The sequence below is a fragment of the Kitasatospora sp. NPDC089913 genome (genome assembly GCF_044748625.1).
Taxonomy (GTDB): domain Bacteria; phylum Actinomycetota; class Actinomycetes; order Streptomycetales; family Streptomycetaceae; genus Kitasatospora.
On sequence record NZ_JBIVGI010000009.1, the window covers coordinates 1 to 14033 of the forward strand.

A 14033-nucleotide genomic window follows, 5' to 3' on the forward strand; every position below is an offset into this window, starting at 1 on the left:
GAATGATTACCCGTAATCGGGTCAGCACTCGCGTCGAGCGGCACGGCAACCACCGGAATAGGGCGGCCCCGCGCACTGCGTCCTCGCTAGTGTTTTACTTCAAAAGGAATCTCCAACCCCGGAACAAGTCCGAGGCCGGGGATGTCAACATATCTGGCGTTGACTTTTGGCACGCTGTTGAGTTCTCAAGGAACAGCCACTTCCTTCGGGCGGCTTTCACACCGGCCCTCCGGGCGCTTCGTTCTTTCGTGTTCCCAGCCTATCAGACGTTTTCCACTCCGTTTTCCGGAGTTTCATTCGTTCCGACTTGCCGGTGTCTTCCGCGGCTTGGCGCCCCGTCCGACGTTCCAAACTGTAGCCGATCCCCGCTCCGAAAAGCGAATCCGGCCGCAATCCCCACAAATGGACACGTCAAATAAACCCGAAGCCGGGTGACGATGTTATTTCCAGAGGATTGGCCGCCCCGGGACCGTCCGCGCTGTTGCGTGTCCGGTGCTCCCTGCCAGGCGACTGGGCGACAGTACTCCTCCCGCACGCCCAGAACAAATCGCGTCCGCCCGGACCGGACCGTCGGCCGGCCGCGCCGGTCCGCTGTCACATTCCCGCACCGCCCCGGGTCAAGGCGGCAGGACCGACCGACCGTCCCGAGGAGCGCTCCATGAATCCGTTCGCCCGCGCCGCATCCGTCGCCGCGCTGACCGCCGCCCTGTCCGTCACCGCCACCTCCGTCCCCGTCCCCGCCTCCGCCTCGGCGGCCTCCGCCGCCGGAGCCGCGGCCTCGGCGTACTCGCAGCGCTGGTCGGCCGCGTGGTACGCGCCGATGATGCGGCCCTCCGCGGCGCCGTGGTTCCCGACCTGGGCGGTGCAGGGCTTCGACCACCAGTCGGTGCGGCAGGTGATACGACTCGGCGCGGGCGGCAAGGCCGTCCGGTTCCGGCTGTCCAATCTCTACGGGACGACCCCGCTGCGGCTGAGCGGGGCCACCGTCGGCCGGGCCGCCGACGGCGCGGCCGTCGTTCCCGGGACGGTACTGCCGTTGCGCTTCGGGCACCGGGGCTCCGTCGTCGTCCCCCCGGGCGGAGAAGCCCTCAGCGATCCGGTGCCGCTGCCGGTGGCGGCCCGCGACCGGGTGTCGCTGACCCTCTGGTTCGACGGACCGACCGGCCCGGCCGGCTACCACCAGCTCTCCATGACCACCACCTACCGGGCCGACGGCGACCACCGCGGGGACACCGGCCCGGAAGCGTTCACCGACGCCGTCCGCCCCGGGTTCGGCTCCTGGTACTACCTCGGCGGGGTCGAGGTCACCGGTGGGCGCCCCGTGGGCAGGGCGGTGGTGGCGTTCGGAGAGTCCACCACCGACGGGTTCGGTGCCACCGTCGACGGCGACGACCGCTACCCCGACCTGCTCGCCGAACGGCTCCTCGCCGCCGGCCGCCCGCGACCGGTGCTCAACGCCGGCATCGGCTCCAACAAGATGCTCGCCGATTCCGCCTGCGCCGGGGACAGCGCCCTGAAGCGCTTCCGCCGCGACGTGCTCGACCGTCCCGACGTCGGCACCGTCATCGTCTCCCACGGCATGAACGACATCCTCCGCAGCGGCGACCAGATCTGCGGCGTGGACCGCGACGACCCGCCGGTGACGCTCCAGCGGCTGATCGACGCCCACCGGTCCCTGATCCGGGCCGCCCACGCCCGGGGGGTCAAGGCCGTCGGCGCGACCCTGATGCCTTTCGGCGGCGCACCCTTCTGGACCGCGCAGACCGACCGGCTGCGCCGCGACCTGAACGAGTGGATCCGCACCTCCGGCGCGTACGACGCGGTGGCCGACTTCGACCGGGCCATCGACCCCGAGGGCACCGGAGCGATCCCGGACGGCTACCACGCCGGTGACCACCTCCACCCCGGACCGCTCGGGTACCGCGTCATGGCGGACAGCATCGACCTCGACAGCCTGCGCTGACCCGCCCCGGCCGCGGGGAGCGGGGGCGGCCCCCGCGACCGGAGCGCGTCAGCTCGGACGGAGGGCCTCGGTGAGACGGTCCGCGGCCTCGACGACGGTCTGCGAGAGAAGGGCGCCGGGGTGGCGGGTGAGCCGTTCGATCGGACCGGAGACCGTGACGGCAGCCACCACCCGGTTCCCCGGGCCCCGGACCGGCGCGGAGACGGACGCGACCCCGAGCTCGCGTTCCCCGATCGACTGGGCCCAGCCCCGGCGGCGGACGCCGCTCAGCGCCGTCGCCGTGAAGCGGGCCCCCTGGAGGCCCCGGTGGAGCCGCTCGGGCTCCTCCCAGGCCAGCAGGACCTGCGCGGCGGCGCCGACCTTCATCGGCAGGGTGACCCCCACCGGGACGGTGTCGCGCAGGCCGGAGAGGCGCTCGGCGGCGGCCACGCAGATCCGGACGCCGCCCTGACGGCGGTAGAGCTGTGCGCTCTCCCCGCTGACGTCGCGCAGCCTGGCGAGGACCGGCCCGGCGGCGGCCAGTAGCCGGTCCTCCCCGGCGGCGGCCGAGAGCTCGCCGAGCCGGGGGCCGAGGATGAACCGGCCCTCCACGTCCCGGGCGACCAGCCGGTGCTGTTCGAGTGCGACGGCGAGCCGGTGCGCCGTCGGCCGGGCCAGTCCGGTCACGGCCACGAGTCCGGCCAGGGTGGCCGGACCGGCCTCCAGGGTGCCGAGGATCGAGGTGACCTTGTCGAGCACGCCGACGCCGCTCGTGTTCTCCATGGATGTCTCCGTCTCAGGTCCCGCGAACCGCCGAGGGGCGCGCTCACGGAGGCCCCCCGCGGGGAGCCGGTGGGGGTGGTCAGCGAGGGCGGGCCGCAGAAGTCGGCCGATTGCCTGCGCCGGGCACGAGACGGGTACGCGAAAGGTCCGGGACGGGAAGCGCCCGGGGGAAGGACAGCACAGAGAGCACCGTGTCTCCTCATCTTTCCCGCGCCACATTGGCGACAGGCCGGAGTTGGCACTGATCCCGCCCGGCACGGCGCGTACTTCGGACGCCGGGTCGAACGGGGAGCTGCCGGGGCTTCGTAGGGCCGGTCCCTCCACCCCTCTGGATGATTCGCGAAGAACGATACAAGACTCCGGAGGCCGGCTGCCAAGCCCCCGGTGCCCGAGCTGCGCCCGGACCGGGCCTGCAGCGTCCCGGGGCCGTCGGCGCGGTGGCCTGCAGTCGGGCGAGGCCGGGTACCGGCCGGTGGAAACGTCAGGCCACGGGCCCCGGAACGTCCCCCGCCGGGCGGTACCGCGCCACGATTCCCCCGACCGCCCGCAGCAGCCGCTCCCCCGCCCGGTCGACGCTCCCGTTCTGGACGGCGACCTGGGCGCCCTCGAGCGCGAAGGTGATCTCGGCCGCCGCCTGCTCGGGGTCGGACAGCCCGGCCCGCGCGCAGATGCCGGTCAGCCGCCGGGCCTGCTGTTCCTTGTGCTCCTCGATCACCTGCCGCGCGGGGTCGGAGCGGTCGGGCAGCTCGGCCAGGGAGTTGATGAACGGACAGCCCCGGTACGAGACCGCCGGCAACCCGTCGGCGATGAACCGGGCCAGGCCCAGGATCTGCTCCTCGGGCCGGTCCGGGTGCTCCGCCTCGACCCGGTCGAACGCCGCCCGGTAGTCGGCGGCGACGATCCGCAGCCACTCCGCGACCAGGGCGTCCTTGGTCTCGAAATGACGGTAGATCGCCATTTTGGTGGTCCCGGCCTTCTCGGCGATCGCCTGGACGCCCACCCGCCGGATCCCCTCGCTCTGGAAGAGCTCCTCGGCGGCGTCGAGGATGCGCTCGCGCGGCGGGAGTTTCGCCACCCGGCTCGGCCTTCTGACGGGCGTTGTCATGGCTGTTCGTGGCCTCCGGTCGATTGCGGCCGCTGCGCGTCCCCAGGTTCCTGCTACGGTACCAGTCCGTTCCAGGCGATACCGATCGGTATCGCCAGGGACCAATCGGTACCGTCAAGGACCGAGCGGTACTGTCATCGATTCCGGGAGGGACCATGGACATCACCGAGTACGTCCGCCACGACGCGGTGGGGCTGGCCGAACTCGTCGCCCGGGGGGAGGTGACCCCCGCCGAACTGGAAACGGCCGCGCGGGCGGCCGAGCGGGCCGTCGGCCCGCGGATCAACGCCGTCGCGGAGACCTGGCCGGCCGACGACGCGCCCCGCCCCGGCAGCACCCCGCTGGCCGGGGTCCCGTTCCTGGTCAAGGACCTCGGGGTGACCGCGGCCGGACGCCGGACGGAGCTCGGCAGCCGCCTCGCCGCCGGCCAGGTCGCCGACGGGGACTCCACCCTGATGACGCGTCTGCGCCGGGCCGGCCTGGTGACCTTCGGGCGCACCACCACCCCGGAGATGGCCTACAGCACCACCACCGAACCCGTGCTGTACGGCGCGACCCGCAACCCCTGGGACCTCACCCGCAGCGCCGGCGGCTCCAGCGGCGGCGCGGGCGCGGCCGTCGCCGCCGGGATCGTGCCGGTCGCGCACGCCACCGACGCCGCCGGTTCGATCCGCATCCCCGCGGCCTACAACGGCCTGTTCGGGCTGAAGCCGACCCGCGGCCGGGTGCCGATGGGCCCGGCCGTCGACGAGATCTTCAACGGTCTGGCCGTGCACGGCAGCGTCAGCCGGACGGTGCGCGACAGCGCCGCCCTGCTCGACCTGGTCCGGGGCCCGGAGCCGGGCGACCCCTACGCCGCGCCGGAGCCGCCCCGCCCGTACGCGCAGGAGGTCACCCGGGAGCCGGGCCCGCTGCGGATCGGCGTCCTCACCCGGCCGTGGGGCGGGCGGCCGGTCGCGCCGCCGGTCGCCGGGGCGCTCGCGCGCACCGTGCTCCTGCTGGAGTCGCTCGGCCACCGGGTGACCGAGGCCGAGCCCGGACTCGGTGTCGACTGGGAGGAGTTCGTCCTGGCCAACGCCCGCCTCTGGACGGTGAACCTCACCGCCTGGATCGACGAACTGGCCGCCGCCCTCGGCCGGCCGGTCGACTCCTCGACCCTCGAACCGCCCACGCTCGCCGGCTACCACTACGGGCGGCGGGTGGGCGGCGCCGAGTTCGTGACCGCCCTGGCGGTCCGCAACCGGGTCTCCCGCAGCCTGGCCCGCACCTTCGAGGACCACGACGTCCTGCTCTCCCCGACCGTGCCGGACCTGCCGGTGCCGCTCGGCACCCACGGCCGGGGCGCCGAGGCGCTGGACGGCCTGGGCTGGCTCCGCCGGATCCTCGACCTCTCGCCGTTCACGGCGGCGTTCAACGTGGCGGGCACGCCCGCGATGTCCGTACCACTGACGGTCGACAGCGGCACGGGGCTCCCGATCGGCATGCAGTTCGCGGCCGGGTACGGGCACGAGGGCCGTCTGTTCCGCCTCGCCGGGCAGCTCGAACGGGCGGACCCGTGGTCGGAGCGGACGCCCGCGGTCTGGGCCGGACACCACCGGAGCCGCTGAGGCCCCGGCCGGGAGCCGCCGGGGCCGCCGGGGCGCACGGCGGCCCGGCGGTACCCCGCGGGCTCACTCCGCCAGAACGGTGGCGATGCGGCGGATCAGCTCGCGGCCGCGCGCCCGGTCGGCGACGTCCACGACCGTCAGCACCTCCGGGTTCGCGGCCGCCCACAGCATCGCGACATGGACGAGCAGGGCGAACAGGACCTCGGGCTCGAACCGGGTCGACACCCGGCCCTCGGCCTGCCCCCGGGCGACCTCGGCACTGCGCCTGCGCACCTCGGCGACCGCGAGCTCGTTGAAGGCGTCGCCGCGCTCCAGTCGCTGCCAGGTGATGATCCGGGGCATCTCCGGGTGCTCGGCGTAGAGGTCGCCCAGCCCGGCCGCGAACCCGGGCAGGTCGTCGACGTCGAGCGGCACGCCGACCACGATCTGCTCGACCATCTCGTTCCAGACCGCGTCGAACAGCCCGGCCTTGTTCCCGAAGTAGTGGTAGATCTGCGCCTTGTTGCTCCGCGCGGCAGCGGCGATGCGGTCGACGCGCGCGCCGTTCAGCCCGTGCGCGGCGAACTCTGCCCGGCCGGCCGCGATGAGTCTCCGCTTGGTGGCTTCGGCGTCGCGCTCCATGCACCCTGCTCCTAACTAACCGTTTACTTGACAGGCTCACCAGGACCACAGTGTAATCAACTAACCGTCCAGTTGAATACGGCCGCAGTCGCGCGCCTTCGGGGCAGGGGAGGGAACCGGGCGTGGAACCGGGCACGGTGATGGTCGGCCGGGACGACGAGCGGGCGCGGCTGTCCGCGTTCGTCCGGGCCCCCGACGGACAGACGCTGCTCCTCAGGGGCGAGGCGGGCGTCGGCAAGAGCACCCTGCTCGACCTGGCGGCGCGGCTCGCGGCCGAGGACGGGCACCTGGTCGTCCGCGCCACCGGGGTCGAGGCGGAGAGCGGGCTCCCGCACGCCGGGCTGCACCAGCTGCTCTACCCGCTGCTCCCGGAGGCCGACCACCACTCGACCGCCCGCACCGGGCAGCACCCCGAGGCCCCCCGGCTGGGCGCCACCGCCCGCGCCGCCCTCGACACGGCCTTCGGCCGGTCCGACGGTCCGCCGGTGCCGGTCATGGCGCTCGGCATCGCCGTGCTCGAGCTGCTCTCCTGGACGGCGGCGAAGGGCCGCCCGCTGCTGCTCGTCCTCGACGACGGCCAGTGGCTGGACGGGGCCAGCGCCGAGGTGTGCGGATTCGTCGGCCGTCGGCTGGCCGGCCGCCCCGGCGTCAAGCTCCTGGTCGCCGTCCGGGCCGACACCGCCTCCCCCTTCGACACCGCGGCACTGCCGGAGGTGCCGGTCGGCGCCCTCGCCGACGCCGACGCCACCCGCCTGCTGGACCTGCACCACCCGCAGCTCGGCCGGCAGGTCCGCGGGCTCGTCCTGGAGCAGGCCGGCGGCAACCCGCTCGCCCTGCTCGAGCTGCCCGCCCACCTCGCCGCCGGCCCCGGCGACCGGGCCGGCCAGGACCTCCTGGGCCTGCACGGCGTCCCGCTCCCCCGGCGGATCCAGGAGATCTACGCCGCCCGCCTCGCCCGCCTCGGCGACACCGTCCGCGCGGAACTGCTCCTGGGCGCCCTGGACGGAGCGGCGGCCCGGCCCGGCGACGGCCCGGCGCCGATCGCCCGCTACCGCATGCGCGAGGTCGACGAAGCCGTGGCCTGCGGCCTGTTGGTCGTCGAACCAATGACCGGCGAGCCCGCGTTCCGGCACCCGCTGGTGCGGTCGAGCGTCGTCCAGCTCGCCTCACCCGACCAGCGCCGCTCCGCCCACCGGGTCCTGGCGCAGCTGCACCGGGAGTACCCCGAACGGCGCGCCATCCACCTGGCGGCCGCCACCGTCGACCCCGAGGAGGGCGTGGCCGCCGACCTGGAGGCCGCCGCCCGGTCGGCCACCAGGCGCGGCGGCGCGCGGATGGCCGTCTCCTGGCTGACCCGCGCCGCGGAACTGAGCGAGACCCGGGTCGACCGCTCCAGGCGGCTCGGCGAGGCCGCGTACGTCGCCGGGCAGGCGGACCACCTCGGCCGGGCACGCAGCCTCGCGCTGGCCGCCGCCGCGCCCGGCACGGACGGGAGCCCCGCCGCCGTCCTCGCCGAGTGCTACCTGGCGCTGTACCGGGACGGCGAGGTGAGGGCCACCCACCGCCGGATCGTCGCCGCCGTCGAGCGGCTCCGGGACTCCCCCGACCGCGGCCGCCGCCCCGGCCACAGCACCGACCCCGGCACCGACCCCGGCGCCGGCGGCCCCCGTCCCGGCCCCGACCGCCCCGACGAGGTGCTCGACCGGCTCGTCAGCCTCCTGCTCGCCGTCAGCCAGTACGCGGGAGACCGCGCCACCTGGCGGCGCACCCACGAGGTCCTCACCACCCTCGGCGAGCGCGCCTCCGAACGCGCGTGGATGTACGGCAGCACCTGGAGCGACGTCGTCCGGCACGGCTCCGGCTGGTCCCGGCGGGTGGAGCGGGCCTCGGCCGACCTGGAGGACCAGGACCCCTGGGACGTCACCCGCCTCGCCGTGTCGGCCTACCACCTCGACGTCCTGAGCCCGCTGCGCCCCTACCTGGACCGCGTGGTCGACCGCGAACTCGACACCGGCGCCATGTCCAGCGGCATCGTCATGCTGCACCTGGTCCTGCTCGACCAACTGGCGCTCGGCCAGTGGGACGCCGCCGAACGCACCGGACACCGCGCCCTCGCCCTGGCCACCGAACGCGGCCACGGCCTGTTCGCCCACCAGACCCGGGCCTACCTCGCCCAACTCGCCGCCGTGCGCGGCCGGACGGCGGAGGCCCGCGAGCTGCAGACCGCCGTCGACGCCTGGGCCCGCCCGCGCGGCGTCGGATTCCTGACCCAGATCGCCGACGCCGTCGGCGCCACCACCGCGCTCAGCGCCGGCGACTACGAGACCGCGTTCCTCCACGCCATCGGCATCACGTCGCCGGGAGCGTTCCGGCCCTACGCCTACCAGGCCTCGCGGACCCTGCTCGACCTCGTCGAGGCCGCCCTGCACACCGGCCGCGCCGGGCAGGCCCGGGCCCACGCGCTGGCCGCGCGGGACGCGGGCCTGCCCGACCTGTCCCCCCGACTGGCCCTGATCACCCACGGCGCCCTGGCCATGACCGCCGAGGACGACACCGAGGCCGCGGCCCACTACGCCCGGGCGCAGTCCCACCCGGCCGCCGAGCGCTTCCCGTTCGAACTGGCCCGGATCCGGCTCGCCCACGGCATCGCCGTCCGCCGCCTGCACGGCGCCGCGGCCGCCCGCCTCCCGCTCACCCAGGCCGCCAACGCCTTCGACCGCCTCGACGCCCCCGCCTGGGCCGCCCGCGCCCACGCCGAACTCCGGGCCGCCGGCGTCGCACCCCACTCCCCCGCCCCCGCCCCGCTGCCGCTGACCTGGCAGGAACGCCGCGTCGCCGAACTCGCCGCCGGAGGCCTGACCAACAAGGAGATCGGCGAACAGATGCGCCTCTCCCCCCGCACCGTCAGCGCCCACCTCTACCGCGCCTTCCCCAAGCTGGGCATCACCACCCGCGCCGCCCTCCGCGACGCCCTCACCCGCATCTCCGAACCGGCCCCGGCGCCGTCTCCCTGAGGACAGCGGCGGCCGTCGGCCCGTTCAGCCGAGTTCCTCGGCGAGGCCGACGACGATGCCCTCAGGGCCGCGGACGTAGCAGAGCCGGTAGACGTTCTCGTGCTGGACGTTCTCGTACTGGACGATCTCGCCGACGAGTTCGCCGCCGCGGGTGCCCAGGCGGGTGACGACGTCCTCGATGTCGTCGACGGCGACGAGGACGTTGTCCATGCGCCGGATCGCCATGCGGGGGCCTCCTGGGTCCGGTGAGGTGCAGCCTCCGGCCACGGTAGCCGCCGGGCGGCCGTGACCCCGGTCCGGCCACCCGTTCGGATGCACCGCGCGCCCGGCCGGGGGCGCGGAAGTCCGGGGCAGACCCGAGGCTGGAGTGGGCTCCGGCCCCCACGGTTCCCGTCACGGCTCGACATCGACGCAGGAGGACATACATGACGACCAAGGCCAGCATCGTCTTCGCCCACGGACTCTGGGCCGACGGCTCGTGCTTCAACAAGCTCGTCCCCGCCCTCCAGGCCGAGGGCCACACGGTGTCGTGCTCGCAGCACGGCCTCGACTCGCTGGCGGGCGACGTCGCGTGCGTCACCCGCTCCATCGACCACGTACCGGGCCCGGTGGTGCTGGTGGGGCACTCCTACGGCGGCACCCTGATCACCAAGGCCGGCGTCCACGACCGCGTCGGCGCGCTGGTCTACATCGCCGCGCTCGCCCCCGACGAGGACGAGACCTCGCAGGACCAGCAGAACAAGTTCGACGTCACACCCGTGTTCGGGAAGCTCGACATCAGCCAGGGCCGCATCTGGCTCACCGAGGCCGGCGTCCCCGACTTCTGCGGCGACCTGCCGGAGGAGGAGCAGAAGCTCGTCCTGGCGACGGGCGCCGTGCCCGTCCCGGACCTGTTCGGCCAGCAGGTCCCCGGTACCGCCTGGCGCACGAAGCCCAGCTGGTACATCGTCGCCAACAACGACCGCACCGTGAACCCGGACCTGGAGCGGGCGGCCGCCGAACGCATGGGCGCGAAGACCTACGCCGTCGACAGCAGCCACGTGCCCATGCTGTCCCACCCGGACTTCGTGCTCGACGTCATCCGCGACGCGGCCCGGAGCCTCGCGGCGTAGGCGACGTGCCGAGCCCGGCGGCGCAGCACCCCGCCGCCCGGCCGGCGCGAGTCAGCCCGCCCGGACCCGGCGCTCCGGCCGACCCGCCCCCGGTCATGACGCCCCGCCGATCCGGCGGTCCCCGCCATGAGGCTGTCGGGCGGCGGCCGGTGGGCCCCGGGGTCAGTCGCGGTCGGGGGTGAACGGCCCCTCGTCGAGGAAGCGGCGCAGCAGGCGCGCGAAGGTCCGGGCGTCCTCCGGCGGCCAGCCCGCGAGGGAGGTCTCGATGTCGGCGGCCAGTCGGCGGCGGGTCACCGCGACGACGTCGTGGCCGCCGTCGGTGAGCGCCAGCAGGGTCGCGCGGCGGTCCGCCGGGTCGGGGCGGCGTTCCAGCAGGCCGGTCCGCTCCAGGCGGTCGGCGCGGCGGGTGACGGTGGTGCGGTCGAGGCCGATCTCGCGGCCGAGGTCGGCGGCGCTGAGGGGGCCGGTGCGGGCGAGGCCGCTGAGGACCGGGTAGGTGAGGTCGTCGACCTCCTCGCCGAGTCCCTCGGTCAGCCGGGCGTGGAGGTCGGTGCGGGTGCTGCGCCGGAGGAGCAGCCCGAGGGCCTCGGCGATGTCCTGTCCTGTCGTATCGGTCACCCCCGAAGATTAGCGTGCGCGAGGCACGCTTCTCCTGCTACAGTCATAAGCGTGCTCAAGGCACGCATTTCATCGGGGGTCGCAAGGCCGCCCGTCACCCCACCGGAGGACCTCATGAACGCCACCGCCGCCACCACCCGCACCGACATCCGCACCGCGCTCACCGACCTCCTCCTCACCCCGGGCCTCGACCTCGACGAGGCCGCCGACCGCCACTTCGCCCCCGACTACCGCCAGCGCACCGACGGCAGCTGGGCGGACCGCACCGAGTTCCTCGCCCACATCGCCCACCTGCGCACGGTCGTCGCCGGCGGATCGGTCGAGGTGCACGACGAGCTCGCCGACGGCGACCGCTACGCCGACCGGCACACCATGGAGGTCGTCAAGACCGACGGCTCCACCGTCCGGATGGAGGTCTACCTCTTCGGCGAGTTCGCCCCCGACGGCCGCTTCCTCCGGATCGAGGAGACCACCCTCATGCTGGCGGGCAGCGACGCCGATCGGAACCTCGGCAGCGCCCGCTGAACCCCCTGCCCGCCGAACCCCGCCGGACGAACCCCCCGCCCGCCGAACCCCGCCGGACGACCGGCGCCGCGTCAGCGCCCCCGATCCGCCGGAGGTCCGGACGGCTCGGAGGCCGCCGCTCCCGGCGCCGGTCCCCGCCGGTCGGCGTAGACCGCCCAGAGCACCGAGACCAGCGGCACCGCGACCACGGCACCGATCACCCCGGCCGCGATGCTGCCCGCGAGCACCGCGACGGCGACCACCACCGGGTGCAGGCTGACCGCCCTGCTCATCACCAGCGGGTGCAGCAGATGGCCCTCGATCTGGCCGATCACCACGATCAGCAGCAGCACGACGATCGCGATCACCGGCCCCCGGGCGGCCAGCGCCACCACCGAGGCGACCAGCATCGCGATCGGCGAACCGATCAGCGGCACGAAGGAGGCGAGGAACTCCAGCACCGTCAACGGCACGGCCAGCGGCACGCCGAGGAAGTAGAGCGCGATGCCGACCATCACCGCGTTGGTCGCGGCGACGACGAAGATGCCCCGGGTGTAACCGGCGAAGGTCCGCCAGGCCACCCGGCCGCCCCGGTCGAGGTGCTCCCCGGCCGCGGCCGGGAACTGGGCGGCGGTCCACCGCCACATCCGTCCCCCGGAGTGCAGGAAGAACACCGACATGAACACCGCGAGCGCGGCGCCGCTCCCCAGCTCGACCAGCCGCCGGCCACCGCTGACGGCCGTGCTGATCAGCGTCGAGCGGTGTGCGGAGACGAAGTCGGCGACCTTCCGCTGCAGGTCGTCGAAGGTCGAGGGCTCCAGGCGGAACGGCGCCCCCTCCAGCGCCTTCTCCAGGCGGTCCAGTCCGCCCTCGAACTCCCGGCTCAGGCGGTCCAGGTCGTTCGCCACGATCTCGCCGACCAGCGCGAGCAGGCCGGCCGGCACCAGGATCGCGACGGCCAGACCGATCAGCACCGCGAACGGGCGGGGGACGACCCGGCCGGCCAGATCCACCAGCGGCCGGACCACCGAGGTGATCACCAGGGCGAGGAACGCGGCCAGCGTGATCAGGTGGAACCGCCCCAGCACCGTCAGCACCAGGTACCCGGCCACCGCGACGGCGAGCAGCCGCCACGCGTAGTCGGAGAGCCGGCGCAGCACGGGGCCCGCGCCGGTGGCGGCCGGAACCGGGCCCGGGGAGCCCGGGCGGCGGGGGTCCCGGCGGCGGGGGCCGGGCCGCCTCAGCGGCATGCCGCACCGCCGCCCGGCGCGGGGCGCCGTCCGGGGAGTCCTCCGGTACTGCTGGGGTGCGAGAGCGGCATGAACCCTGGATAGCGGGTGGAGCGGCCCGCGGGGTGTTCCCGCGCCGACGGGCACCCGCCCGGCCGATCCTGCGGGCCCGGCGATCCCGTCCGGCCCGTGCGGCTCCCTCCGGCCCGTGCGGCCCGGTCCGGCTCCGTGCGGGCCCCTCCGGCTCCGGTAGCGTGGCGCCATGATCACCGGTCGTTCCCTGGCCACCCGTCTGAGCGCACTGGCGGCCCGGGTCCCGTTCGACCTCGCCGTACTTCCCGGCCTCGACGCCACCGCGGCCCCCGGCCCCGACACCACCGCGCTCCCCGCGCCGGTGCCGCCCGCCGAGCGTGAAGTCCTGCGCCACCTGGGCGGCTTCTCCGTACCGCCGGTGGAGGTCCGCCTGACCGGCCACCCTCGGCAGCGGAGCAACCCCGCGCTGCCCGACCTGCGGCAGGTGGTGGCGGACGACGGCGGTGGCGGGCTCACCTGGGTCGACATCGCGCCGGACGGGACCTGGGGCCAGGTGCTGATGCAGTACCGGGAGGGCGGTCTGTACGTCCAGGCCCCCTCGCTCGCCGTCTGGCTGGACCGGCTGGTCACCACCGCCGAGGACCTCGTCGACGAGATCGGCTTCGAGGACGGCGTCCAGCCCTACGCGGACGAGTTCTGGGACGCCCTCCACCCCGACGGCCCCTCGCTCCCCCTCCACCCCGCACCCTCACTGCGCACCGACGCCACCGACGCCGCCGACCCGACCCTCGCCGCCCTGGCCCGGCACGTCCCCGACAACGCCCTCGTCGCCGATCTCCGCGACGCCGCCCCGGGCAGCCACGCCCGCTTCGACCGCGCCTGCGGCCCGCACCGGCTCCTCCGCGCGGCCGACGCCCCGGTGTTCGCCGCCGTCCCCTGGGACTGGCAGCACGACCGGCCCCGGTGAACAACTCCGAACACCCGTACCCCCCGCAACACCCCGACTAGGCTTGCCCGGACAGGACAGTGTTCGAACAAGGGGGGACCACCGTGCCGTACGCGATCGGTGCCAAGGTGAAGCTGACCAGGGACGTTCCGGTCACCGCCGACGGCAGGGCCGCCGGGATCGGCTCCCCCGGCCCGCTCTCCCTCGCCACCGGCCTGACCGGCACCGTCACCGGCGCCGCCCAGGGCTCCGGCGGTGCCGCCGACGCCCTCCGCGCGAGCTTCGACGAACAACTCCGCGGCGCCCGCCTGGACAGCTTCGCGGCCGGCCTGGTCGACGACCTGCGCCAACGCGTCGTCGCCGCCGGAGCACCTACTACCGGCACCGGCACCCGGACCGACTACCGGGTGCGCTTCGACAACGGCTTCGTCCTCGACGGACTCGACGAATCCGCCCTGGCCCCGGCCTGATCCCGGCCCGCCACCCGGCCGCTGCACCCCGGCCCGCCACCCGGCCGCC

General features: G+C 74.8%; 13 protein-coding genes and 1 riboswitch. Of the genes, 7 read left to right on the forward strand and 6 right to left on the reverse strand.

Translation table 11 applies throughout. The features are described from left to right. The first annotated feature begins 658 nt into the window (after positions 1-658). Positions 659-1963, forward strand: a complete 1305-nt coding sequence (locus ACIPYS_RS16185; RefSeq protein WP_400746669.1) for an SGNH/GDSL hydrolase family protein — start codon at positions 659-661, stop codon at positions 1961-1963. 48 nt (positions 1964-2011) lie between these two features. Here ACIPYS_RS16185 and ACIPYS_RS16190 read toward each other — a convergent pair whose 3' ends face one another. Then, positions 2012-2725, reverse strand: coding sequence for an IclR family transcriptional regulator (locus ACIPYS_RS16190; RefSeq protein WP_093859172.1), 714 nt, complete (start codon positions 2723-2725; stop codon positions 2012-2014). 196 nt (positions 2726-2921) lie between these two features. Further along, positions 2922-3064, reverse strand: a riboswitch (SAM riboswitch). A 142-nt stretch (positions 3065-3206) separates the two neighbouring features. Next, entirely contained in the window at positions 3207-3830 is a 624-nt protein-coding gene (locus ACIPYS_RS16195; protein ID WP_093859173.1) for a TetR/AcrR family transcriptional regulator, read from the reverse strand. 155 nt (positions 3831-3985) lie between these two features. Between ACIPYS_RS16195 and ACIPYS_RS16200 the strand changes: the two genes are divergently transcribed. After that, positions 3986-5437 carry an amidase gene (locus tag ACIPYS_RS16200; RefSeq protein WP_400746672.1) on the forward strand — a complete coding sequence of 484 codons (1452 nt, stop codon included), beginning with the start codon at positions 3986-3988 and terminating at the stop codon, positions 5435-5437. Between the two features lie 63 nt (positions 5438-5500). On the opposite strand, the gene ACIPYS_RS16205 is transcribed toward ACIPYS_RS16200, so the two are convergent. Continuing rightward, positions 5501-6058 carry a TetR family transcriptional regulator gene (locus ACIPYS_RS16205; protein WP_093859175.1) on the reverse strand — a complete coding sequence of 186 codons (558 nt, stop codon included), beginning with the start codon at positions 6056-6058 and terminating at the stop codon, positions 5501-5503. 122 nt (positions 6059-6180) lie between these two features. On the opposite strand from ACIPYS_RS16205, the gene ACIPYS_RS16210 reads away from it, so the two are divergent. Then, positions 6181-9072, forward strand: a complete 2892-nt coding sequence (locus ACIPYS_RS16210; RefSeq protein ID WP_400746675.1) for an AAA family ATPase — start codon at positions 6181-6183, stop codon at positions 9070-9072. Between the two features lie 24 nt (positions 9073-9096). Here the strand turns inward: ACIPYS_RS16210 and ACIPYS_RS16215 are convergent, their stop codons facing one another. Further along, positions 9097-9297 carry a hypothetical protein gene (locus tag ACIPYS_RS16215; protein ID WP_400746677.1) on the reverse strand — a complete coding sequence of 67 codons (201 nt, stop codon included), beginning with the start codon at positions 9295-9297 and terminating at the stop codon, positions 9097-9099. Positions 9298-9497: 200 nt separating this feature from the next. Here ACIPYS_RS16215 and ACIPYS_RS16220 point away from each other — a divergent pair, with 200 nt between their 5' ends. Next, positions 9498-10184 carry an alpha/beta fold hydrolase gene (locus ACIPYS_RS16220; protein ID WP_400746680.1) on the forward strand — a complete coding sequence of 229 codons (687 nt, stop codon included), beginning with the start codon at positions 9498-9500 and terminating at the stop codon, positions 10182-10184. A gap of 162 nt (positions 10185-10346) precedes the next feature. On the opposite strand, the gene ACIPYS_RS16225 is transcribed toward ACIPYS_RS16220, so the two are convergent. After that, on the reverse strand, positions 10347-10802 hold the full coding sequence (locus ACIPYS_RS16225; RefSeq protein ID WP_093859177.1) for a MarR family winged helix-turn-helix transcriptional regulator: 456 nt from the start codon (positions 10800-10802) through the stop codon (positions 10347-10349). 114 nt (positions 10803-10916) lie between these two features. Here ACIPYS_RS16225 and ACIPYS_RS16230 point away from each other — a divergent pair, with 114 nt between their 5' ends. Beyond that, on the forward strand, positions 10917-11327 hold the full coding sequence (locus ACIPYS_RS16230) for a nuclear transport factor 2 family protein (protein WP_400746682.1): 411 nt from the start codon (positions 10917-10919) through the stop codon (positions 11325-11327). A gap of 71 nt (positions 11328-11398) precedes the next feature. Here ACIPYS_RS16230 and ACIPYS_RS16235 read toward each other — a convergent pair whose 3' ends face one another. Further along, positions 11399-12556 carry an AI-2E family transporter gene (locus ACIPYS_RS16235; RefSeq protein WP_400746685.1) on the reverse strand — a complete coding sequence of 386 codons (1158 nt, stop codon included), beginning with the start codon at positions 12554-12556 and terminating at the stop codon, positions 11399-11401. A gap of 241 nt (positions 12557-12797) precedes the next feature. Here ACIPYS_RS16235 and ACIPYS_RS16240 point away from each other — a divergent pair, with 241 nt between their 5' ends. Together ACIPYS_RS16240 and ACIPYS_RS16245 are read left to right on the forward strand one after the other, a co-directional pair. After that, positions 12798-13535, forward strand: a complete 738-nt coding sequence (locus ACIPYS_RS16240) for an SMI1/KNR4 family protein (protein ID WP_093859180.1) — start codon at positions 12798-12800, stop codon at positions 13533-13535. A gap of 83 nt (positions 13536-13618) precedes the next feature. Beyond that, positions 13619-13984, forward strand: coding sequence for a hypothetical protein (locus tag ACIPYS_RS16245; protein ID WP_093859181.1), 366 nt, complete (start codon positions 13619-13621; stop codon positions 13982-13984). The last annotated feature ends 49 nt before the right edge of the window (positions 13985-14033 follow it).